The following is a 22598-nucleotide window of genomic DNA, read 5'->3' as shown; positions in this document are numbered from 1 at the left end:
TCTCCCCTTCGGCAGTCAAGTTGAGCTATGCAGACTCAATGCTTGTGAGCCTTCCAATGTTCCCCAACCCGTGTTCGCTCTGAGCGATCAGCCGGAACGGCCGTTGTCAGTGGTGCCTGTCACGATGCGGGCATCGGAACGATCGGCAGGGAGAAACACATGGGTGCGTGGGACGTCGGCCCCTTCGACAACGACACCGCGGCGGACTGGTGCGGTGGCCTCGACGACGCGGCGCCGGAGGAGCGCGCGGAGAAGGTGCGGGCCGCTCTCGCCGAGACCGCCGAGACGGTGGACTACCTCGACTCGGACGTCGCCGACGAGGCGATAGCGGCGGCCGCCCTGGTCGCGGCCCAGTGCCCCGGCGGGGCGCCGGTCGACTCCGCGTACGGCCCGGACGAGCCCCTGCCGGACCTCACCGCGCTGCGCGGCCTCGCGCTCCAGGCGCTGGACCGGGTCCTCACGGAGCCGTCGGAGCCCCTGGAGCTCTGGGAGGAAACGGACGAGGGCCCCTGGCACACCGAGATCAACCGCCTGCGCGAGGTTCTTATGCCCCGGCCCTGAGCCCTGACGAGGGGGCGGGGAACATCGAACCGGGCGTCGCGCGTGAACCGCGCGGCGCCCGGTTCGCGATAGAGGGAGTGTGAGCGATGTGCATCCCTCGGGGGACGACCGGAGCGACGAGGCGCTGCTGCGTGCCGTCGCGCAGGGGGACACCGCCGCCCTCGGCGCGTTCTACGACCGGCACTCCGGCTGGCTGCTGGCCAGGCTGAACCGCCGCTGCCCGGACCCGGAGACGGTGCGCGAGGTCGTGCAGGACACCTTCCTGACGGTCTGGCGCTCCGCCGGCTCCCACCGGGGCGCCGAGGCCGGGGGCTGGCTCTGGGTCATCGCCGCCCGGCGCCTGGTGGACGCGCGGCGGGCCCGGAGCCGGACGGAGCGGGCGGCGGCGGCCGAGCGGGCGGACGGGGCGCGGTGGGCCGCCCCCGTGCCGTCCGCCGAGGACCGGGTCCTGGCCGGCCTGGAGTACGGGGACGTGGGCGCCGCGCTCGACCGGATCTCGCCGGAGCTGCGGGAGGTCCTGCGGGCGACGGTCGTCGACGGGCTGACGACCCGTGAGGCCGCCCGGCTGCTCGGCGTACCGGAAGGCACGGTCAAGAGCCGGGCGCTGCGGGCCCGGCGCGAGCTGCGCGCCGCGCTGGACCGCCTGGTCGTGGAGAACGGTCCCCTGGGAGGCACGGCATGACGACCTGGCATGTGGCGGACCACCTCGCCCGGCGGTACGCGGCGGGCACGGCCCCCGAGACGGACGCCTGGTCCCTGGAGAAGCACGTCGAGTCCTGCGCGCCGTGCGCGCGGCGGGTCACGGCGGCGGTACGCGAGCGGGGGGCCGCGGCCCCCCTCCTGGACGAGATCCGCGCGGCGGTGCTGGCGACGGCCGCGGCCGAGGGCGTCCCGGCGGAGGGCGTCCCGGCCGGGCGCGCCCCGGCGGCCGACGCGGGCGACGCGGGGCCGCGCGGACGGGGGGCGTGGCGGCGGGTAACCGGTGCGCGCCGGTTCGGCCGGGTGCTGTGGGCGGCCGGGCCCGCGTTCCGGGGCGGCTGGGTGGGCGCCCTGCTGCTGGTGGTGGGCGCGGCGGTGGCGCTGGCGTTCGGGGGCGGGCCGGACATGCAGGCGCGGCCGGTGCTGCTGCTGCTCGCACCGGTGCTGCCGGTCGCCGGGGTGGGCCTCTCGTACGGGCGTTACGCCGACCCGATGCACGAGATCATCGCCACCTCGCCGGGCGGCGGGCTGCGGCTGCTGCTGGTCAGGACCGCCGCCGTGCTCGGGACGGCGGTCCCCGTGACGGCGCTGGCCTGGGCCGTGCTGCCCGCGTCGGCCGGCGGGCCCGGCGCCCTGTCCTGGCTACTGCCCGGCCTCGCCCTGACCCTGGCGGCGCTGAGCCTCGGCTCGTACGTCGGATGCCGCGCCGGGTCCTGGGCCGTCGCGGCCGCCTGGGCGGCGGCCGTGACCGTACCGGGGCTCGGCACCTCGCACACGCCGCTCGCCGAGGCGGCGCGCACGGCCACCCGTCTGCTGTCCGGGTCCCCCGCCCAGGGCGCCTGGGCGGTGGCGGCCGTGCTCGGCGCGGGGCTGCTGGCCCTGCGCCGCCGATCCTTCGACCATCTGGAGACGTCATGAGCGTGATCGCGTGAACAGGACCGTCGTGGTGTCCGGGCTGACGGTGCGGCACCGCCGCAGAACCGCCCTGGACTCCGTCGATCTCGACTTCGGGCCCGGTGTGCACGGGCTGCTCGGCCCCAACGGGGCGGGCAAGACCTCGCTCATCCGGGTGCTGTCCACGGCCGCCGCGCCGGACGCCGGGCGGGTGGAGCTGCTGGGCGCCGAGGTGGGCGCCGCATCGGACCACCGCGCCCGCGCCGGGGTGCGGCGCAGGCTGGGCTATCTGCCGCAGGAATTCGGCCATTACGCGGGGTTCACGGTCCGTGAGTTCGTCGGCTATGTGGCGTGGCTCAAGGAGATGGACGGTGCCCGGACGTCGGCCGCCGTGGAGCGGGCCGTGGAACGCGTGGGCCTGGCGGACCGGATCGACTCCCGGATGAGGACGCTGTCCGGCGGCATGGTCCGGCGCGTCGGCATCGCGCAGGCGATCGTCAACGAACCGGAGCTGCTGCTGCTCGACGAGCCGACCGCCGGCCTCGACCCGGAGCAGCGGGTGGAGTTCCGCACCCTGATGCGGAGCCTGGGCGAGCACGCCACGGTCATCCTGTCCACGCACCTGGTGGAGGACGTGGCCACGGCCTGCGAGGGGGTGACGCTGATCGAGGCGGGCCGGGTCGCGTACCGGGGTACGACGCGCGAGCTGGCGGCCCTCGGCGCGGACGGCGACCCGCACGAGTACGGCGGCAGCCCCATCGAGCGCGGCTACACCCTGGCCCTGCGCTCCCACCGGGCGGCGGCGGGCGCCCGATGACCCTCACCGAACGCCCGGCCGCCGACGAGCGCCGGGACGGCCCGGCCCGCCGCGGCCCCCTCCGCACCGCGCTTCCCATGCTCCCCGTGCTGTGGACCGAGGCGCGCCGGAGCGTCGCCCCGTGGACCGGGGTGTGCACGGCACTCACGCTGATCGTCGCCATGGCCGCCAAGGCCGACTCCTGGCAGGGCGACTGGGGTGCGACCCAGGACCTCCTGCACTCCGGCGCCACGCTGCTCGGCGGCCCGCTGGTGGCCGCCGCGGCCTGCTGGCAGGGCGCCCGCGACCACCGGCGCCGCACGGGCGAGCTGTGGGCATCGACCCCGCGTGCCCGCTGGTCGCGCCAGGCGGCGGCCGCGCTGCCGCTCGCGCTGTGGGCGGTCACCGGATACGCCGTCGCGCTGGCGGCCTCGCTGCTGGCCACCCGGCCCTACGCGGGCGGCGGCGGGCCGTCCCCGTCCGTCGCCGTGGCGGACGGCGCGTTCCTGGTGGCCGCGGCACTGGCCGGGTTCGCCGCGGGCGTGCTCTGCCGGTGGCGGCTGGCCGCGCCCGCCGTCGCCGCGCTGATGTACCTGGTCCTGGGCGTGCCCACGTACACCGAGTCCGCCGCGCGGTACCTCGATCCGGCCATGAACTCCTCCCAGGAGGACCGGCTGCCGGTGTGGTGGTACGCCCCCGCGATGGCGCTCTGGCTCTGCGGACTCGCGGTCGCCGCGCTCACCGCCGTGGCGGCCCGGCGCCGGCTCGCCGCCCTCGTACCGCTCGCCGTGGCCGCCGCCGTCGCCCCGCTCATCGTGTCCACGGGCGACGGGCTGTTCCGGGAGGACCCGGCGGCCGACCGCCTCGTCTGCACGGAGGGCAGCCCGCAGTTCTGCCTGCCCGGGCGCCAGGAGCATCTGCTGCCCCAGGTCGCGGAGGCGCTGTCGGGGCTGACCGGGCGGCTGGAGGGGGTGCGGGGCGCGCCGAAGCGTTACGTCGGCCGGCTTCCGCTGCACGGCCCGGACGAGGCGTGGATACCGGCGCCCCATCCGGGCTGGTACCTCCTGCGCGGGCGGTTGCAGAGGACGGAGGACTTCGCCTGGCAGGTGGCGGCCAACATGATGGACCGGATGTGCCCGAACAGCCACCACCAGAATGCCGACGGACCTCCGGTGGATGTGGCGTACGGCGCTGTCGCGACCTGGCTCGCCCCCGCCGGGCTGGCTCCCGGCGCCGAGAAGCCCCCCGAGCTGCTCCGCCTCGAAGCCATGCCCGACGCCGAGCGCCGCGCCTGGCTCGGCCGGTACCTGACCACCCGCAGGAGCTGCGACCCCTCGGAGGTGCCGGTCCTGTGAACCGTCACCCGGCTTCCCTCTATCTCCGCTCCCGCGCCGTCCCCCGTACCGCCGCCGCCCTCGGCGGGGTCGTCCTGCTGGCCGCCTGGGCCGCCCACTGGCTCGTGGCACAGCCGAACTTCGACCACGGCGCCCGGGTGCCGGTCCTGGTCCTCGCCCCGCTGCTGGCCGCGTCGGCCATCGGTACGAGCCTGTACGCCGCCGCCGACGAGCTCGACCGGACGGCGGTGCGGCGCTGGTGGCCCCGGCGGCTGCTGCATCTGCTGGCGCTCGCCGTCCCGGCCGGGGCGGCCCTCGCGCTCGCCGTCCCCGGGCATCCCGAGGCGTTCGGGGCGCCGGGCATGATCCGCAACGTGCTCGGGGCGACCGGGGTCACCGCCGCGGCGGCCGCCCTGATCGGGGCCCGGCTCAGCTGGCTGCCGATGACCGTCTACGGCGGCGCGGTCTATCTGGCCGCGCCGCGCACACCGGGCGGCGCGGCCTCCGTGTGGGCCTGGCCGATGCAGCCGGGGCCGCAGGTGTGGGCGTGGGCCACCGCCTCGGCGCTGTTCGCGGCGGGAGCGGCGCTGTACGCGGTGGGCGGGGCCCGCCGCGAGCGGGGCTGAGCCGGGGGCCCCGTCCCGCGCGCGACGCGGTGGCACCCGTCCGCCCCGGCGGGCCAGGATGGCGGGGACGACATCGACCCCGGCCACCGGAGACCAGTGCCATGCCCCACACGTTCGGCCCCGCCGCCGACGCCCCCGTCACCCTGGACCGCCGCGAGGGCCCGTACGGGGAGGTGGTCCTGCGCAGGCGGGGTGAGGACTTCGAGATCATCGCCAACGGCTGCTTCCTGATGGACACCTCGGACGGGCGGTCCGAGCGGCTGCTGATCGACGCCGCGCTCGCCGCGCTGCCGGCCGACCGCCCCGCGCCCTCCGTGCTCATCGGCGGGCTCGGTGTCGGGTTCTCGCTCGTCCGGGCCGCCGATGAGCCGCGCTGGGGCCGGATCGCGGTCGCCGAGCGCGAGGAGGCGATCGTGGGCTGGCACCTGGACGGTCCGCTGGCCGCGATCTCCGGACCGGCGCTCGCCGATCCGCGTACGGAGATCCTGACCACGGACCTCGTCGCATACCTGGGCACGACTACGGACCGTTACGACGCCCTGTGTCTGGACATCGACAATGGGCCGGACTGGACGGTCACCGAGGAGAACGGGAACCTCTACTCCCCCGCGGGACTCGCCGACTGCCGGGCGCGGCTGCGTCCGGGCGGCGTGCTCGCCGTATGGTCGGCACAACCGTCCCCCGCGTTCGACCAGGCCCTACAGAATGCCGGGTTCCAGGGGGTACGGACGGAAGAAGTGGGCGTTGCCCGAGGTGTGCCCGACGTGGTCCATCTCGCAATTCGAGGGGACTGACACCCCCCACCGGGTGCCGAATGGGCCCCGGCACCGGGGGTTCAAGCGCCACAAGCGCGACAGTCCGCCCGCCCCCGGCGACCCGCCGGGGTGCTTCGGGCTTGCACCCTGCGTAGCCGGAAACCCTCCGCTGCCTCTACGCTGCTGAGCGATAGCGAGATCACCCACGAAATTCACGAGCGAAAACCGTACGTCCGGGGGAATGGCCTCCGTGAGAACGGGCAGGGGCGGGGCGATGGAACAGACACACACCACCCACAACGGCGTGGCGGCCACCCCTGGCGCGCAGCGCCGCGTGCTGGTGGTCGAGGACGACGCCACGATCGTGGACGCCATTTCCGCCCGGCTGCGGGCGGAGGGCTTCCTGGTGCAGACCGCCCTCGACGGCCCGGCCGCCGTGGACGCCGCCGAGGCGTGGCAGCCGGACCTGATGGTGCTCGACATCATGCTGCCGGGCTTCGACGGCCTGGAGGTGTGCCGCCGGGTCCAGGCCCAGCGGCCGGTGCCGGTACTGATGCTGACCGCGCGGGACGACGAGACGGACATGCTCGTCGGGCTCGGGGTCGGCGCCGACGACTACATGACCAAGCCGTTCTCGATGCGGGAGCTGGCGGCCCGGGTGCATGTGCTGCTGCGCAGGGTGGAGCGGGCCGCGCTGGCCGCCGTGACCCCGCGCAGCGGGATACTGCGACTCGGCGAGCTGGAGATCGACCACGCGCAGCGCCGGGTGCGGGTCCGCGCCGAGGACGTGCACCTGACGCCGACCGAGTTCGACCTGCTGGTCTGCCTGGCGAACACGCCGCGCGCGGTGCTCTCCCGCGAGCAGCTGCTCGCCGAGGTGTGGGACTGGGCGGACGCCTCGGGCACCCGGACGGTGGACAGCCACATCAAGGCGCTGCGCCGGAAGATCGGCGCGGAGCGCATCCGTACCGTGCACGGGGTCGGCTACGCGCTGGAGACCCCCGCGCCATGAGCGCCCCCGGACCGGGGCTGCGGCCGTTCTCGATCAAGGCCAAGCTGGGCACCCTGGTGGTGGTGTCGGTCTTCATCACGACGGGGCTGCTCATGGTGGCCCTGCGCACCCGGACCGAGCTGCGGTTCATCACCGTGTTCTCGGTCATCGCGACCCTGCTCATCACCCAGTTCGTGGCGCACGGTCTGACCGCGCCGCTGGACGAGATGCGCGCGGTGGCCCGGTCGATCTCGCACGGCGACTACACCCGCCGGGTGAACGGCGCGGGCCGGCGCGACGAGCTGGGGGACCTGGCGCAGACCATCAATCTGATGGCCGACGACCTGGCGGCGGTGGACCGGCACCGCAAGGAGCTGGTGGCCAATGTCTCGCACGAGCTGCGGACGCCCATCGCGGCGCTGAGAGCCGTCCTGGAGAACGTCGTGGACGGGGTGTCCTCCGCCGACCCGGAGACGATGCGGACGGCGCTGACGCAGACGGAGCGGCTCGGCAGGCTGGTGGAGACGCTGCTCGACCTGTCCCGGCTGGACAACGGCGTGGTCTCGCTGAAGGCGGGCCGCTTCGAGGTGTGGCCGTATCTCTCGGGCGTCCTCAAGGAGGCGAACCTCGCCTCCGCGCACCGCCGGCTCTCCTCCGGGTCCGGGAACCACTCGCGTACGGACGTCCATCTGCACCTGGACGTGTCGCCGCCGGAGCTGACCGCGCACGCGGACGCGGAGCGGCTGCACCAGGTGGTGGCCAATCTCATCGACAACGCCGTCAAGCACAGCCCGCCGCACGGCCGGGTGACGGTGCTGGCCCGGCGCGGGCCGCAGCCGGAGTCCCTGCACCTGGAGGTGCTGGACGAGGGGCCGGGCATTCCGGAGTCCGAGCGGCACCGCGTCTTCGAGCGCTTCAACCGGGGCGAGGTGGCCTCCCCGCACGGTCCGGGCAGCGACGGCGGAACGGGTCTGGGGCTGGCGATCGCACGCTGGGCGGTGGATCTGCACGGCGGCCGGATCGGAGTGGCCGAATCCGCTCGCGGCTGTCGCATCCGCGTCACCCTTCCGGGGATTCCTCAACCGCGCGGTTGACATAGGGTTCGAACCGGAAGGGCGCGTTCTGCGTGTTCTGTGCACGGGGTACGGTCCAGGGGGCGGCTGTTGCGGCCCCGCGTACCCGGAGTGAAGCGGAACCATGCTTGTTTCCCGCCATTTCCTGCGCCGAAACCCGACTTTCGATGTGACTTGCACGACGAAGGCGTCCCCGGACTGCAGGGAACGGTCGCGGAGGCGTAGCCTTGATTCCCGCTGTCCATCACCTTGTGAAGCGGAAGAGGGCGGTTGCCGCCGTGTCGTCTCAGTCCCCCAGTAACTCGAGCATCTCGACCGACCAGGCCGGTCCGGGCACCAACCCGGCCGCCGCCTTCGGCGCCAATGAGTGGCTCGTCGACGAGATCTACCAGCAGTACCTCCAGGACCCGAATTCGGTCGACCGCGCCTGGTGGGACTTCTTCGCCGACTACAAGCCGGGCAAGACCGGCACGGCGGACAAGACCGGCGCCGCAGCCGCGGGGGCTGCAGCGCCCGCGGCCCCGGCCGCCACCACCACCGCACCGGCTCAGCCCGCCGCCCAGGCCCCGGCAGCGCCCGCCGCCGCCCCGGCCCCGGCGGCACCGGCCGCGCCCGAGGCGCCGGCGAAGGCCGCGCCCGCCCCCGCCGCGAAGGCCCCGGCCGCCAAGGCCAAGGCCGGCGCGGACACCGAGGCCCAGGGCGGCCCCGAGTACGTGACCCTGCGCGGCCCGTCCGCCGCGGTCGCGAAGAACATGAACGCCTCGCTGGAGCTGCCCACGGCCACGTCCGTGCGCGCCGTCCCGGTGAAGCTGCTCTTCGACAACCGCATCGTCATCAACAACCACCTCAAGCGCGCCCGCGGCGGGAAGATCTCCTTCACGCACCTCATCGGGTACGCGATGGTCCAGGCCCTCAAGGCCATGCCGTCCATGAACTACTCCTTCGCGGAGAAGGACGGCAAGCCGACCCTGGTCAAGCCGGAGCACGTCAACCTCGGCCTCGCCATCGACCTGGTGAAGCCGAACGGTGACCGCCAGCTGGTCGTCGCGGCCATCAAGAAGGCCGAGACGCTCAACTTCTTCGAGTTCTGGCAGGCCTACGAGGACATCGTCCGCCGCGCCCGCAACGGCAAGCTCGGCATGGACGACTTCACCGGCGTCACCGCCTCGCTGACCAACCCCGGCGGCATCGGCACCGTCCACTCGGTGCCCCGCCTGATGCCCGGCCAGGGCCTCATCATGGGCGTCGGCGCGATGGACTACCCCGCCGAGTTCCAGGGCACCTCGCAGGACACCCTGAACAAGCTGGGCATCTCCAAGGTCATGACCCTGACCTCCACGTACGACCACCGGGTCATCCAGGGCGCCGCCTCCGGCGAGTTCCTGCGCATCCTCTCCCAGCTGCTGCTCGGCGAGAACGAGTTCTACGACGAGATCTTCAAGGCGCTGCGCATCCCCTACGAGCCGGTCCGCTGGCTCAAGGACATCGACGCCTCGCACGACGACGACGTCACCAAGGCCGCACGGGTCTTCGAGCTGATCCACTCCTACCGGGTCCGCGGCCACGTCATGGCCGACACCGACCCGCTGGAGTACCACCAGCGCAAGCACCCCGACCTGGACATCACCGAGCACGGCCTCACCCTGTGGGACCTGGAGCGGGACTTCGCGGTCGGCGGCTTCGCCGGCAAGTCGATGATGAAGCTCCGCGACATCCTCGGTGTGCTGCGCGAGTCGTACTGCCGCACCACCGGCATCGAGTTCATGCACATCCAGGACCCGAAGCAGCGCAAGTGGCTCCAGGACCGGGTGGAGCGTCCGCGCCCCAAGCCCGAGCGCGAGGAGCAGCTGCGCATCCTGCGCCGCCTCAACGCCGCCGAGGCGTTCGAGACGTTCCTGCAGACCAAGTACGTCGGCCAGAAGCGGTTCTCGCTGGAGGGCGGCGAGTCCGTCATCCCGCTGCTCGACGCGGTCATCGACTCCGCCGCCGAGGCCCGCCTCGACGAGGTCGTCATCGGCATGGCCCACCGCGGCCGCCTGAACGTCCTCGCGAACATCGTGGGCAAGTCGTACGCCCAGATCTTCCGCGAGTTCGAGGGCAACCTCGACCCGCGCTCGATGCACGGCTCCGGCGACGTGAAGTACCACCTGGGCGCCGAGGGCACCTTCACCGGCCTGGACGGCGAGCAGATCAAGGTCTCGCTGGCCGCCAACCCCTCGCACCTGGAGGCGGTCGACCCGGTCCTGGAGGGCATCGCCCGCGCCAAGCAGGACATCATCAACAAGGGCGGCACGGACTTCACCGTCCTGCCCGTCGCCCTGCACGGCGACGCGGCCTTCGCCGGCCAGGGCGTCGTCGCCGAGACGCTCAACATGTCGCAGCTGCGCGGCTACCGCACCGGCGGCACCGTGCACGTGGTGATCAACAACCAGGTCGGCTTCACCGCCGCCCCGGAGTCCTCCCGCTCCTCGATGTACGCCACCGACGTGGCGCGCATGATCGAGGCGCCGATCATCCACGTCAACGGCGACGACCCCGAGGCCGTCGTCCGCGTCGCGCGGCTCGCCCTCGAGTTCCGGCAGGCGTTCAACAAGGACGTCGTGATCGACCTCATCTGCTACCGGCGCCGCGGTCACAACGAGACCGACAACCCCGAGTTCACCAACCCGCAGATGTACCACCTGGTGGACCGGAAGCGCTCGGTGCGCAAGCTCTACACCGAGTCCCTCATCGGTCGCGGCGACATCACCCTGGAAGAGGCGGAGCAGGCGCTCCAGGACTTCCAGGGCCAGCTGGAGAAGGTCTTCGCCGAGGTCCGCGAGGCCACCTCGCAGCCGGCGCAGCCGCACATCTCCGACCCGCAGGCCGAGTTCCCGGTCGCCGTGTCGACCGCGGTCTCCGCCGAGGTCGTCAAGCGGATCGCCGAGTCCCAGGTCAACATCCCCGAGTCGATCACCGTGCACCCGCGGCTGATGCCGCAGATGCAGCGCCGCGCCGCCTCGGTGGAGAACGACACGATCGACTGGGGCATGGGCGAGACCCTGGCCATCGGTTCGCTGCTGATGGAGGGCACCCCGGTCCGGCTCGCCGGCCAGGACAGCCGCCGCGGCACCTTCGGCCAGCGCCACGCCGTGCTCGTCGACCAGGTCACCGGCGAGGACTACACCCCGCTGCTGTACCTCACGGACGACCAGGCCCGTTACAACGTCTACGACTCGCTCCTCAGCGAGTACGCGGCGATGGGCTTCGAGTACGGCTACTCGCTGGCCCGCCCGGAGTCGCTGGTGATCTGGGAGGCCCAGTTCGGCGACTTCGTCAACGGCGCCCAGACCGTCGTGGACGAGTTCATCTCCTCCGCCGAGCAGAAGTGGGGCCAGACCTCCGGCGTCACGCTGCTGCTGCCGCACGGCTACGAGGGCCAGGGCCCGGACCACTCGTCCGCCCGCCCGGAGCGCTTCCTGACGCTGTGCGCGCAGAACAACATGACGGTCGCCATGCCGACCCTGCCGTCGAACTACTTCCACCTCCTGCGGTGGCAGGTGCACAACCCGCACCACAAGCCGCTGATCGTCTTCACCCCGAAGTCGATGCTCCGCCTCAAGGCGGCCGCGTCGAAGGCGGAGGAGTTCACCACCGGCGGCTTCCGCCCGGTGATCGGCGACGACTCGGTCGACCCGAGCGCCGTCCGCAAGGTCGTCTTCTGCGCCGGCAAGGTCTACTACGACCTGGAGGCCGAGCGCCAGAAGCGTGGCGTCACGGACACCGCGATCATCCGTCTGGAGCGCCTGTACCCGCTGCCGGGTGCCGAGATCCAGGCCGAGATCGCCAAGTACCCGAACGCCGCGAAGTACCTGTGGGCGCAGGAGGAGCCGGCGAACCAGGGTGCCTGGCCGTTCATCGCGCTGAACCTGATCGACCACCTGGACCTGGCCGTCGGCGCGGACGTCCCGCACGGCGAGCGCCTGCGCCGCATCTCGCGTCCGCACAGCTCGTCCCCGGCGGTCGGCTCGGCCAAGCGCCACCAGGCGGAGCAGGCCCAGCTGGTCAGCGAGGTCTTCGACGCCTGACCCGGCTGCCCGCACGGCAGACGGTACGCAGTACGCCGGAAGGGGCCCGTCCCGCGAGAGGTTCGCGGGGCGGGCCCCTTCGGCGTGGTCCGGGCGGCTCGGACCGGTCGGTCTCAGATGGTGAGCGGCTCGAAGTCCCAGTACGGGCGGTTGCGGGAGCGGGCCGACACGGTGTGGGTGTGCTGGGCGCCGAGCGTGGTCGCCAGGTCGTCCAGCGCCTCGTTCTCGACCTTCTCCGCCTTCTGCCGATCGCGCAGGCCCCGCAGGTCCGCGGCGTGCGCGATGCGCGCCGACAGCGTCAGCGGGTGGGTGCGGCCGAGGACCTCGGTGGCGCGGGTGATGACGGAGTCCGTCAGCGCGGCCGCGCCCTCCGGGTCGCCGACGAGGTTCCGCAGCGCGGAGGCGTTGATGCCGCAGCCCAGCGTCCACGGGTGGTTCTCGCCGACGGCCTGGGTCATGGTGGCGAGCGACTCCTCCAGCAGGACGTGGGCGTGGTCCCGCTCCCCCACGTTCCGCAGGATCATCGCGTGGTTGGAGCGGGTGCCCGCGGCATACGGATGCGCCTCGCCGAGCATGTCGGCGTAACCGCTGACCACCTTCTCGCTTATGGCCCTGGCCTGGTCGATGTTGCCGTGCTCGCGGGCGAAGCAGCTCTGCCCGGCGGCGAACATCATCGTCAGCGGGTCGCTCTCGCCGAGGACGCGTTCGCAGCGCTCCAGGACGCGGGTGAACAGGGTGGTCGCCTTGGCCCGTTCGCCGTTGCGGTAGTGGCACAGGGCGAGGTTGTGCTCGGCGCGCAGGGTCTGCGGGTTGTCCGTGCCCAGGACGCGCCGGTGCACCTGGACGCTCTGGTTCTGGAGCGACAGCGCCTCGTTGTAGCGCCCGAGGAGCCGCAGGTCGGTGGAGTAGTGGATCTCGGAGAAGAGGGTCCAGGTGTGGCGCTGGCGCAGGAGCTGGCGGCGAGCGTCCAGGGTGCGTCCGTTGAGTTCGAGGGACTCGGCGTACCTGCCGAGCAGCCGCACGGTCACCGCCAGGTTGTTCTGCGCGTTGAGCGTGCGGGAGTCCTGGTCGCCCAGGAGTTCCTGGTAGCCGGCCAGCACCCGGGTGGAGATCTCCAGCGCCTCGTCGTAGCGGCCGAGTCCGCGCAGGTCGGCGGCGAGCCCGGTGGCGGCGCGCAGGTGTTCCAGGTCCTGGGCGCCTCGCTCGGCGCGCAGATGCTCCACGGCGGCGCGTTCGATGGTCTCGGTGGCCGCGTAGTCGCCGACGGCCCTGAGCAGGTTGGCGTAGTGGTAGCTGACGTCCCAGATCCGGGGGTGGTTCTCGCCCAGCAGCTCGCGCCAGGTGGTCAGGGCGCGTTCGCCCAGCTTGATGCCGGCCCGGTACTCCCCCGACAGGTACATGTAGCGCAGGCAGTTGAGCACCAGGTTCTGCACGGCAGGTTCGGTGCTGTTCAGTACGTCGGCCCACTTGAGGTGCGGGGTGATCTCGGCGTACGCGGGCCACAGGCGGGTGTCCGTGGGGCGCCCCGGATCGGCCGCCGCCAGCGCGCGGCGGACGACGTCGATGAACTCCCGGCGGTTCTCCTCGGTCATGTCGAGGCCGACGATCTGGTGGACCATGCGGTGCATGTAGAGGGATTCGCCGGAGGACGCGGGGTCGACGCCCGATTCATGGGATTCCAGCCGGACCACGGAGTACTGGCGGAGCTGGTTGATCGCCTTGTTCCACAGCAGCGGGTCGCTCATCAGCCCGGACACCTGCTCGGGCAGGTCGCCGGGGGGCATGTCCTTGAGGAGCCGCACCGGGATGGAGCCGGGGGCGAAGAAGCTGCACAGGCGCAGCAGGTCGACGGACTCGGGGACGGTGTCCCGGAGCTTGTTGAGCAGTATCGACCAGGCGGTCTGGAAGGCGAGCGGGAAGTCGGCGGAGACCTTGACGACGTCCTGGTCGATGCCGCCTTCGAGCAGTTCGATGTACTCCTCGACGGACAGGTCGGAGTCGTTGAGCCAGCCGGCGGTCTGGTCGAGGAGCAGCGGGAGGTCTTCGAGGGCCTCGGCGAGCTGGTCGGCCTCGGCCTGGGTCAGGCGCGGGGCGCGGCGGCGGATGAAGGCGACGGACTCGTCGCGCCGGTAGACGGGGACCTCGACGAGGTTGCTGTTGTGCTCGCCCCACTCCGGGTTGCGGGAGGTGATGAGGACGTGGCCGGGGCCGGTGGGGACGAGGTCCCAGATCTGGTCGGGTTCGTCGGCGCCGTCCAGGACGAGCAGCCAGTGGGCGTGCGGGTCGCCCCGGCGCAGCGAGTCGCGTACGGCGCGCAGCCGTTCGCCGTACTCGGCGCCGGTGGACAGGCCCAGTTCCGGGGCGAGTTCGGCGAGCTTCTGGCGGTAGAGCGCGCGCCGGTCGGCGGGCACCCACCAGACCACGTCGTACTCGGAGCCGAAGCGGTAGACGTACTCGGCGGCGAGCTGGGTCTTGCCGACGCCGGACATGCCGTGCAGGGCGACGACGCCGGCGCCGGCGCCGGATTCCTGGAGCGCCCGGTAGGTGTCGGTGAGCAGTTCCTCGCGGCCGGTGAAGCGGATGTTGCGGCGCGGCACCCCGCCCCACACCTGCGGGGTGTCGGCGGGGAAGCGGGGGCCCGGTCCGGAGCCGGCGTCGGGCAGCGGGTCGGTGGGGAGCCCGAGGCGGACCAGGAGCCTGCGCTCCGCCTCCTCGGCGCCGACGTTGGTGAGGTCGGCGGCGCCGAAGGCGGAGGTGGCTCCGGGAAGTGCGGAGGTGGTGACGCACACCGCGGCGAACCGGTCGGGGTCGGGGGCGACTTCGGAGCGCAGTGCGCGGTTCCACTCGTCGTGGCTGCGGGGGCCGAGCTGGAAGTACCAGTCGCTGAGGACGACGAGGACCCGGCCGCGCGCGAGCGTCAGGTCGCGCAGCGCCTCCTCCAGCGGGACGGAGACGGGCGGGTCCCAGCGCTGCTGGACGACCACCACTCCGCGCCGCTCCAAGCGGTCCGCGATCCACGCCGCCCAGGCGCGGTTGAAGCCGGCGAAACTGATCGTGACGGTGTTCGCCCCGGCTACTCCAACTGGCTTACGCGTTCCGGGCATTCAGCCGTCTCCCTGCCTCGATACGAGCCTTGTCAACATACACCGGAGCGCTCGCGGCGCCGATGGGAATCACAGGCTTCTCACTGCCTTCGCGAGCCGTTCCTCTGCTGCCATATCACCTTGGCGGTGCTCACGTACGCCTGAGCGCGCGCTAGGTGCCCCGAGGGGGGCGGATTGTCGTCCAGACGGTGGTAGACGGAGATCATTTCGTTGACCAGGGTGCGGCCTTCGGGGGTGAGTGCCGCCGATCCGGCGAGTGCGGGGAGCGCGGCGCCGACCTGTTCGCGGCAGCGGGCGTGTTCGGCCCAGGCGAGGTCCCGGTGGGTGACCCGGTGGGCGCGGAGGGCGAACCGCTGCCAGTAGTCGGCGAGCGCCAGGTGCGAGTAGGCGCCCTGGAGCAGGCCGTCGAAGGGCCGGGGGTCGGGGCGCCAGGGGGCGAAGTGGCGCGGGGCCGCGTCTTCGCGGTGGAGCGGTACGAGGGTGGCGAGGGCGGCCAGTTTGGTGTGCTGGAGTTCGTGGACGAGGGTGGAGGCGAAGTAGGCCGGGGTGGCGGGCTTGCTGCTGAGCACGGCCCCGAACGCCTCCCGCCGGGTGCCGCTGCAGTGCGCGGCGCCCTCGCCGTCCGGCCCGGCTCCGGCGGGGTGCCCGAGGGGCACGACGCAGCGCAGCAGCGCGGCGGCCTCGGCGACGCGGTGGTCGCCGCCGATCCGGAGCAGGGGCTCGACCCCGGCCCAGGACCCGGCCCATTCCTTGCGCTGGTGGTCGTCCACGCGGGCGGCCCCGCTGAGCCCGTAGCGGGAGAGGTCGCCGGCCCCGATGCCGTAGGGGTCCACGTCGTCGAGGGCGACGGGCGCGGCGCCGGGTACGACGGGGCGGAGGGTGAGCACCGGGAGCCAGCGCGGGTCGGCCGCGTCGAGGGTCCGGTCGGGCTGGCGGCGGAGGGTGAACGGCGGCCCGTGCCGGGGGGTGAGGGTCAGTTCGTCGTCGCGGTGGACGAGGCGGACGGGGTCGGGTCCTGCCCGGACGGCGCCGAGGGTGGGCAGCGGGACCAGTCCCTCGCGCGGGGTGAGCCGGAGGTCGAATGGCACCCCGGCCCGTACGGCGGCCGCTGCGGCGAGGGCCGTGAAGTGGGCGAGGTCGGCGTGGAGGTCGGGGCCGGGGGCGGCGGCCGGGGTGATGAGGCCGGCGAGGAGGCGCTGGGCCCAGGGGCCGGCGAGGGGGTGGAAGAGGACGGTGCGGGTGGCGGCCCGGTCGGCGCGTTCGGCGGCTTCGAGGAGGGCCCAGTCCGCGTGGAGCCGGTCCAGCAGGGGTGGGGGGCAGACGGCGGCGGGGGCGGCGGCCGCCGCGTCGAGCAGGGCGCGCAGGAGGACGAGGCGGCGGGTGTCCTGGTCGCGGACGAGCAGTCCGAGGCTGTCGGCGTCGCCCTCGGTGCGGCCGAGGGCGCGCAGGACGTGGTCCGGGACGGTGGGGGTCATGGGGGGTCTCCAGCGGTTGCTTCGGCGAGCCGGGCCGCGATGTGGCGGATCAGCCGTTCGAGGTCGGCGCAGTAGACGGAGGGATTGCGGAAGCCGTTGTCTGCGCGGTAGCGGTGTGCGTAGTGGCCGCCGCCGCACACGGTCAGCAGCGGGCAGGCCCGGCAGTCGGCGGCGAGGGCGGCGGCTCCGGCCTGCCGGGCGGCCACGCCGGGGTGGCGCAGCGCTTCGTCGAAGGTGTGGTGGAAGACGTCGAGGCCGGTGGTGGCGGCGCCGTCGTACGCGGATTTGAGCGAGTCGACCTGTTCGATGGACCCGTCCGTCTCGACCACCACCGCGTTGATCGGGTCGAGGCCGAGGGATTCGGTGGCGGCGGGCAGTCCGATGAGCAGGGCGACGCACTCCTCGAAGAGGCGGACGCGGGTCTCCCGGCGGGGTGCGGGCCACCAGCGGTCGAAGACGGCGCACAGCCAGTCGCCGTACGGGGTGGCGCGGCCCGGTCCGGGGTCCCCTGGCGGGTCCGCCGGGGCGGGCAGGCCGGGCGGCGGGCTGGACCAGTTGCCGTGCGGCAGGAGGAGGTCCAGGGCCGGGGGGCGCAGGGCGAGCAGGGATTCGTACATCTCGACCGGGTCGGTGCGCGGGTCGACGACGGTGAGGATGCCCGCGTACGCCTCGGGGTGGCGGTCGGCCAGCAGCCGGGCGCCGCGTGAGGCGGCGGGCCAGGAGGGGCGGCCGGCGTGGTCGGTGCGCAGGGTGTTGTGGGCGGCGAGGCCGCCGTCGAGGCTGATGCCGACGCGTATGCCGTGGTCGGCGAGGGTGGCGATACCGGGGTCGGTGAGCAGGGTGGCGTTGGTCTGCACGGTGGCGTGGACGGCGCAGTCGGCGGGTACGCGGTCGCGGACGGCGTCGGCGAGGGCGGCCAGCCGGCCGGGCCCGGCGAGCAGGGGTTCGCCGCCGTGCAGGACGAGGGCGACGCTGCCGAGGCGGTGGGTCGCGGCGTGTTCGGCGATCCGGGCGGCGGTGCGGTCGAGGACGGCGGGCGGGGCGGCGGACGGGCGGTCGCGCCAGGTGCGGTCGGGGCCCTCGTACAGGTAGCAGTAGCGGCAGGCCAGGTTGCAGCGGCCGTGCACCTTCACGATGAACTGGCCGAAGGGGACGGGTGCGGTGGCCGGGACGTGCGGTGCCGTGCCGGTGGTCCGGCGCGTGCCGGGGTCCGGCCGCGGTGTCCGTTCCGCCGGCCGTTCGGTTCGCCGCCGCCAGGGCGTCGTGCGTCCAGCCACTCAAGCACCCCCGTGCTGTACGCCGGCCGGGGCGCTCCCCGGTGCCGACCCGGAGTGAGTGTTCCCGGAGCCGGAGGGGCCAGACTGGTCCCGGACGACGATGTCCTGATTGGGCGCACCCCCGGCCAAAACCGTGCGGTACGCGGGCCGGCCGTGCGGTACGCGGCCCGGCCCGGCCCGCGCGCCGGGCCGGTCGCCAGGCCGGTCGCGGGGCCGGTCGCCTGTGGGCGGTCGCCCGTTCAGAAGGCGTTGTTGAACCCCCAGAGCATCTCCTGCGGCTGTTCCGCCCGTCCCCGCAGGTCCGCGACGACCTCCGCGAGCACCGGATGGTCCGTCGTCCGGAGGGTCGCCAGGTCGAGGCCCAGCAGGTCGGGCAGTTCAGCCGGTCCCGTCGCGCGCGTTCCGTCGTTCCGTGTCGACTCGCTCATCACGCCTCCCCGTACCGAAGCGGCGGGCCGGCGGCCCGCTCGTCACCGGGCGCGTCCGCGCCCGCTCACCGTTCCAGCTCGGCCAGCCGCCCGGCGGTCGCCTCACCGGCCGCGCCGCCGCCGTCCGGCAGTTTGCGCCACTCCTGCCGGGCCGCCCGGTACGCGTCCCGCGCGGCCCTGGGCCGGCCCGCTCTCTCGTACGTCATACCCCGCCAGTGGTTCGCTGTAGCGGCCAACTCCACGGCTTCCCGCAGCTGTTGCGGAGTCTCCAGCTCCGTTTGCGCGTCGCCCGCGGAGTCGGCGGCCGACCGGAACGCCTCCGCCGCCTCGTCGCGGCGGGCCGGGCGGTCGAGGACCCCGGCCGCCTGGAGGAGGGCGCGGCCCAGCTCCAGCCAGCAGCGGGCCGCGGTGAGCGGGACGGTGGCCTCCTCGGCGGCCAGCTTGAACAGGTACTCCGCCTCGCGCAGGTCCACCCGGTCCGCGGTGGCGCGGTGACGCAGCATCAGGGCGCGGCCCAGCATCAACAGGCGCTCGGACTGCTGGGCGCCGCCGGCCGGCATCTCGGAGCGGCAGTCGCGCAGCACCCGCACGGCGGCGCCGATGGAGGCGCGGCCGTCCGGGAGTTCGGCGCGCCGCAGCAGGGTGGCGCCCCACTCGGCGAGCAGGTCGGTGTAGGCGCGGGAGTCGCGCGGGATGCCCCGGGCGGCGCGGGCGAACCATTCGGCGGCGGCGACGAGTTCGGCGGGGTCGCCGGTGTGTTCGTAGCGGGCGACCCGGACGCGGCCGGCCCTGGTCTGGAGCTGGGCGCGCTGGCGCTGGTCGCGTACGGTCTCCAGCGCCTGGGCGGTGAGGGTGGCGGCCTCCTCCGGTTCGGCGCCGGAGGCGAGCAGCGCGTCCACGAGGTCGAGGACGATCCGGTTCTCGGTGCCCATGGTGTGCCGGCCGCCCTGGGCGAACGCGGTGCGCAGGGAGCGGGCCGACTGGCGGGCGTACGCGCGGGACTGTTCGCCGTCCTGGGTGGCGCGGGCGAGTTTCAGCAGGGTGCGGCCGTGCTGGAGGGGCAGGACGGCCGGGCGGTTCTCCTGGTCGGGCCAGGCGTCGGCGAACGCCTCCAGCATCCCGCAGGCGCTCTGCAGCAGGGCGGTGTCCCCGTCGAGCCGCCACTGCGCCTCCAGGGCGCGTACCCGTTCCAGGGTGAGCCGCAGGGCTTCGCCGGGTTCCAGGCCGGGGGTGGCGCAGGCCGCGGTGTATTCGCGGTCGGCGCGGCGCAGCAGCTCCAGCGCGCCGCGCCGGTCGCCGCGCCTGCGCCGGTCGTCGGCGGCGGCGTGCAGGACCTTGGCGAGCACGGCGCGTTCGCGTACGGCGCCGGGGCGGGCGGCGGCCCGTTCGGCGGCGCGTTCGGCCTCCTCCAGGAGGTCGGCGCCGCCCTGCACCTCCCACAGACGCAGCACGCAGCGGGCGTACTCCGCCCAGAGTTCGGTGTCGTCGGACGGCGGCGGGGTGTGCTCGGCGGCGCCCCTGAGCAGCTGTACGGCGTCGATCAGGCGCTGCACCATCTTGTCGGCCTCGAAGAGGCGGACGAGTTCGCGGGCGCGGCGCACTGCGAGGCCGCCGGTCTGCGGGCTTCCGGAGGTCTTGGGTTCGCGGGTGACGAATCTGGGGGGTACGGGCATGAATCGCTCCAGTACGCGGGCCGCTACTTCGGCAAAGGCGTGGGGGACGCGCGGACCGCCGCGTCTCTCGTCTCCCCCGTTCCCCTCGGTCTCCTCACTCTCGTCGGCGTCCTCCGCCTCCGCTTCGGCGTCCGGGTCCGCCTCGCCCGGAGCCGGCCAGGCGGTGGCCGGGCCGGTGGTGGCGTCGTGCGGGGTGCCGTCGCCGAGCTGGGCGTAGGCCAGGGCCGGGAAGTTGGGGCCGCCCTTGCCGAACCGCTGCTCTATGTATTGCGAACAGTGCTTGAGTACGAGCAGAGCCTCGTCGCGGCCGAGGGGCCCGAGGAGTGCCTCCTGGACGTCGGGTTCGAAGGTGTACCACTGGCCGCGTCCGGTGCCGCCCCCGGTGCGCCTGAGCAGTCCGCTGAGCAGGACCTCGGCCAGTTCGGAGGGGCCGGAGTGGGGCAGCATCGTGCGCTGTACGAGTTGCATGACGGGCAGGTAGAGGGGGGCCGCCGCGAGGTAGACGGCGAGCTGTCCGGCGACCGGGGAGGCCGTCGAGCGGAACCGGCTGACCAGTTGCAGCGAGGACGGGGCGTCGCCCGGCCGGCGGGCGGGGGCGGGCGGCTGGTCGGCCCGGACCCAGCCGACCGCGCCCGGCACCGATGCCGCGCCGGTCCCGGAGAGCAGCCGGGCCCAGGCGGCGAGCGCGTCCGCCGCCGGGGGCAGCACGGGGACGGCGAGGGCGCCGGGGTGGGCGGGGCCCGTTCCGGCGTCGCCCGTGACCTTGAGCAGGGTGGCCCCGGCCGGGCCCTCGCCCCGTGTCAGCGAGCCGAAGGTGACCGGGAGGCGGGTGCGGTTCCACATGCGCTGGGGCAGCGGCTGGAGCACGGCGACCGGGGCGAGCCGGGCGAGCTGGTGCAGCAGGCGGTGGGCGTGGCCGCTGCGCCAGAGCGGTCCGGCGCAGTCGCTGACGACGACGGTGACCCGGCGGCCGGTGGGGTCGCTGAGCCGGTCCGCCGAGTGCAGCGGGGCGGCGGCGGGGTCGGGGCTGCGGCTGACGGTGCAGCCGCCGTCCGGGCCGGGGTGCAGATAGCGCATCTGCACGTCCCGGAACGCGCCGAGCTGGGCGAAGATCTGCTGGAGTTCCTCGAACAGCCGGTCCCAGACCAGCATCGAGGAGGAGGCGTCCATCACGCACTGGACGACGGCGTCGCCCCGGCGGACCCCCCGGAACACCGGCATGACCATGCCGCCGGCGCGGGCGCTGCGTTCGGCGGTCGCCCGCTCGTCCAGCACCCGGCGCTTGGGCGCGGAGACGGTCCGGTAGCGCTGCAACGGGCGCAGGGCGCGGGTCAGTTCGAGGGGCGCGGGCAGCACGGGCGCGGCCGGTACGCCGAGCGGCAGCGCGGTGGCACGGGCGTCGGGGCCGGGCTGTCCGCCGTCGGGCGCGCCGGACTCGTGGGCCGGGGTGCCGCCGGGCCGGGTGCGGCCGGGGACGGGGTGCAGGGAGATCCGCTCGCCGTCCCCGGGCACGCGGGGATCGCCGGGCCGGGCGTCCGCCTCCGGAGCGCGTCCGTCCGGGCGGGCCGGGGTGGTGGCGCGGCCGGGCGCGGTGCGCTCGCCGGGGGCGGGGTCACCGGGGTCGCCGTCCGCGCGTTCACCGGGGGCGCCGGCCGCGGCGGTGCCGCGGGTCCACCGGGCGAGCCAGAGCGCGTCGCAGAGCTGCTCGACGTCCGGGTCGAGCCCGGCCCCGCGCAGCCGTGCGACCAGCTCGGGCAGCAGCCCGGCCTCGTACGCCTGCGAACCATCGGACATCGCGGTCTCACCTCGGCCGGTCGAGTCGCTGGATGAGCAGGTCGGCCAGCCGGTCGCGGCCGGCCGGTGAGGCGGCGTGGGTCAGGTATATGGCGTTGAGCAGCTGGTCGGTGGCCAGGAGTTCGGTGCGGGAGCGTTCCAGGAAGTGGGCGATGAGGTCGTCGCTGGCGCGGGCCGCCTCCTCGCCGAGGTGTGCCTTGACGAAGGAGGCCAGCCGCTTGTGGTCGGGGCGGCCCAGCTCCAGGTGGATGCAGCGGCGCATCAGCGGGGCCGGGAAGTCCCGTTCGCCGTTGCTGGTGAGCACGACGAAGGGGAAGGCCCGGCACTGCACCCGGCCTCCCTTGATGCGGACCTTGTTGCCGTCGTGGTCGAGGACGTCCGCCTCGCCGTCGGGCAGCCGGTCGGCGATCCGCTCCAGCTCGGGGATGGCGAACTCGCCCTCCTCCAGCACGTTCAGCAGGTCGTTGGGGAGGTCGATGTCGCTCTTGTCCAGCTCGTCGATGAGCAGGACGCGCGGCCGGTCCGAGGGGAGCAGCGCGGTGCCGAGCGGCCCGAGCCGGATGTAGCTGCCGACGCTCTGGGCCGCGTCGGCCCCGGCGGCTCCGCCCGCCGCCGCGTGCGAGGCGATCTGGACGTCCTGGAGCCGGGCGATGGCGTCGTAGTGGTAGAGGCCGTCGAGGAGGGTGGTGCGGCTGACGACGGGCCAGCGCAGCACCTTGCCCAGTTCCAGCTCGCGGGCCACCGAGTGGGCCAGGGTGCTCTTGCCCGCGCCGGGGTCGCCGGTGACCAGCAGGGGGCGCCGCAGGTACAGCGCCGCGTTGATCATCTCCAGTTCCTCGGCGCCGGGGCGGTGCTCCTCGGCGACGCGGCCGGGGATGCCGAGCCGGCGGTCGGCGGTGTCGGCGCTGTCCGCCCCGCCGGGTCCGCCGGTGAAGTCGCGCCAGGGCGGCGGGGGCGGGAGCTGCGGCGTCTCGTCGTGCGGTTCGCCGATGCCCCGGTAGATGAGCCACTCGCTGGGTTCACTCATAGCGTGTTCCTCGTTGTCACTCGT

16 protein-coding genes are annotated in these 22598 nt (G+C 74.0%); 10 read left to right on the top strand and 6 right to left on the bottom strand.

Going from position 1 to position 22598, the window contains the following annotated elements:
- Window positions 1-159 precede the first annotated feature (159 nt).
- From OG710_RS21190 to OG710_RS21145, 10 genes are all read left to right on the top strand, one after another.
- Entirely contained in the window at window positions 160-561 is a 402-nt protein-coding gene (locus tag OG710_RS21190) for a DUF4259 domain-containing protein (protein WP_330240725.1), read from the top strand.
- Between the two features lie 79 nt (window positions 562-640).
- Window positions 641-1243, top strand: a complete 603-nt coding sequence (locus tag OG710_RS21185; protein WP_330240724.1) for an RNA polymerase sigma factor — start codon at window positions 641-643, stop codon at window positions 1241-1243.
- Entirely contained in the window at window positions 1240-2178 is a 939-nt protein-coding gene (locus OG710_RS21180) for a hypothetical protein (RefSeq protein ID WP_330240723.1), read from the top strand. The genes OG710_RS21185 and OG710_RS21180 overlap by 4 nt, the downstream gene beginning before the upstream one ends.
- A 10-nt stretch (window positions 2179-2188) precedes the next feature.
- On the top strand, window positions 2189-2971 hold the full coding sequence (locus tag OG710_RS21175) for an ATP-binding cassette domain-containing protein (RefSeq protein ID WP_330240722.1): 783 nt from the start codon (window positions 2189-2191) through the stop codon (window positions 2969-2971).
- Complete coding sequence (locus tag OG710_RS21170; protein WP_330240721.1) at window positions 2968-4305, top strand: hypothetical protein; 1338 nt, start codon at window positions 2968-2970, stop codon at window positions 4303-4305. The genes OG710_RS21175 and OG710_RS21170 overlap by 4 nt, the downstream gene beginning before the upstream one ends.
- Entirely contained in the window at window positions 4302-4910 is a 609-nt protein-coding gene (locus OG710_RS21165; RefSeq protein ID WP_330240720.1) for a hypothetical protein, read from the top strand. The genes OG710_RS21170 and OG710_RS21165 overlap by 4 nt, the downstream gene beginning before the upstream one ends.
- A gap of 101 nt (window positions 4911-5011) precedes the next feature.
- Window positions 5012-5704, top strand: a complete 693-nt coding sequence (locus tag OG710_RS21160; protein ID WP_330240719.1) for a spermidine synthase — start codon at window positions 5012-5014, stop codon at window positions 5702-5704.
- A gap of 235 nt (window positions 5705-5939) precedes the next feature.
- Window positions 5940-6677: a response regulator transcription factor gene (locus tag OG710_RS21155; protein WP_030079431.1), complete on the top strand. Its 738-nt coding sequence runs from the start codon at window positions 5940-5942 to the stop codon at window positions 6675-6677.
- Window positions 6674-7750, top strand: coding sequence for a HAMP domain-containing sensor histidine kinase (locus OG710_RS21150; protein ID WP_330240718.1), 1077 nt, complete (start codon window positions 6674-6676; stop codon window positions 7748-7750). The genes OG710_RS21155 and OG710_RS21150 overlap by 4 nt, the downstream gene beginning before the upstream one ends.
- A 257-nt stretch (window positions 7751-8007) precedes the next feature.
- On the top strand, window positions 8008-11796 hold the full coding sequence (locus OG710_RS21145) for a multifunctional oxoglutarate decarboxylase/oxoglutarate dehydrogenase thiamine pyrophosphate-binding subunit/dihydrolipoyllysine-residue succinyltransferase subunit (protein WP_330240717.1): 3789 nt from the start codon (window positions 8008-8010) through the stop codon (window positions 11794-11796).
- Window positions 11797-11909: 113 nt separating this feature from the next.
- Here the strand turns inward: OG710_RS21145 and fxsT are convergent, their stop codons facing one another.
- From fxsT to OG710_RS21115, 6 genes are all read right to left on the bottom strand, one after another.
- On the bottom strand, window positions 11910-14900 hold the full coding sequence (gene fxsT / locus OG710_RS21140; protein ID WP_330240716.1) for an FxSxx-COOH system tetratricopeptide repeat protein: 2991 nt from the start codon (window positions 14898-14900) through the stop codon (window positions 11910-11912).
- An 80-nt stretch (window positions 14901-14980) separates the two neighbouring features.
- Window positions 14981-16375 carry an aKG-HExxH-type peptide beta-hydroxylase gene (locus OG710_RS21135; protein WP_330240715.1) on the bottom strand — a complete coding sequence of 465 codons (1395 nt, stop codon included), beginning with the start codon at window positions 16373-16375 and terminating at the stop codon, window positions 14981-14983.
- Complete coding sequence (locus OG710_RS21130; protein WP_330242308.1) at window positions 16372-17511, bottom strand: FxsB family cyclophane-forming radical SAM/SPASM peptide maturase; 1140 nt, start codon at window positions 17509-17511, stop codon at window positions 16372-16374. The genes OG710_RS21135 and OG710_RS21130 overlap by 4 nt, the downstream gene beginning before the upstream one ends.
- A 380-nt stretch (window positions 17512-17891) precedes the next feature.
- Complete coding sequence (fxsA, locus tag OG710_RS21125) at window positions 17892-18080, bottom strand: FxSxx-COOH cyclophane-containing RiPP peptide (protein WP_330240714.1); 189 nt, start codon at window positions 18078-18080, stop codon at window positions 17892-17894.
- 65 nt (window positions 18081-18145) lie between these two features.
- Window positions 18146-21547, bottom strand: coding sequence for an SAV_2336 N-terminal domain-related protein (locus OG710_RS21120; protein WP_330240713.1), 3402 nt, complete (start codon window positions 21545-21547; stop codon window positions 18146-18148).
- 7 nt (window positions 21548-21554) lie between these two features.
- On the bottom strand, window positions 21555-22574 hold the full coding sequence (locus OG710_RS21115) for an AAA family ATPase (RefSeq protein WP_111338131.1): 1020 nt from the start codon (window positions 22572-22574) through the stop codon (window positions 21555-21557).
- Window positions 22575-22598 lie beyond the last annotated feature (24 nt).

This window comes from Streptomyces sp. NBC_00525, assembly GCF_036346595.1.
GTDB lineage: Bacteria > Actinomycetota > Actinomycetes > Streptomycetales > Streptomycetaceae > Streptomyces.
Note: the sequence above shows the minus strand (reverse complement) of the source record. Positions and strands in the feature narration are given on the sequence as shown.

Excerpts from the sequence above, each read along its gene's own strand:
- OG710_RS21190 (WP_330240725.1), top strand. The coding sequence starts at position 160 with ATGGGTGCGTGGGACGTCGGCCCCTTCGACAACGACACCGCGGCGGAC.
- OG710_RS21180 (WP_330240723.1), top strand. The coding sequence starts at position 1,240 with ATGACGACCTGGCATGTGGCGGACCACCTCGCCCGGCGGTACGCGGCG.
- OG710_RS21170 (WP_330240721.1), top strand. The coding sequence starts at position 2,968 with ATGACCCTCACCGAACGCCCGGCCGCCGACGAGCGCCGGGACGGCCCG.
- OG710_RS21160 (WP_330240719.1), top strand. The coding sequence starts at position 5,012 with ATGCCCCACACGTTCGGCCCCGCCGCCGACGCCCCCGTCACCCTGGAC.
- OG710_RS21155 (WP_030079431.1), top strand. The coding sequence starts at position 5,940 with ATGGAACAGACACACACCACCCACAACGGCGTGGCGGCCACCCCTGGC.
- OG710_RS21150 (WP_330240718.1), top strand. The coding sequence starts at position 6,674 with ATGAGCGCCCCCGGACCGGGGCTGCGGCCGTTCTCGATCAAGGCCAAG.
- fxsT (WP_330240716.1), bottom strand. The coding sequence starts at position 14,900 with ATGCCCGGAACGCGTAAGCCAGTTGGAGTAGCCGGGGCGAACACCGTC.
- OG710_RS21135 (WP_330240715.1), bottom strand. The coding sequence starts at position 16,375 with ATGACCCCCACCGTCCCGGACCACGTCCTGCGCGCCCTCGGCCGCACC.
- fxsA (WP_330240714.1), bottom strand. The coding sequence starts at position 18,080 with ATGAGCGAGTCGACACGGAACGACGGAACGCGCGCGACGGGACCGGCT.
- OG710_RS21120 (WP_330240713.1), bottom strand. The coding sequence starts at position 21,547 with ATGTCCGATGGTTCGCAGGCGTACGAGGCCGGGCTGCTGCCCGAGCTG.
- OG710_RS21115 (WP_111338131.1), bottom strand. The coding sequence starts at position 22,574 with ATGAGTGAACCCAGCGAGTGGCTCATCTACCGGGGCATCGGCGAACCG.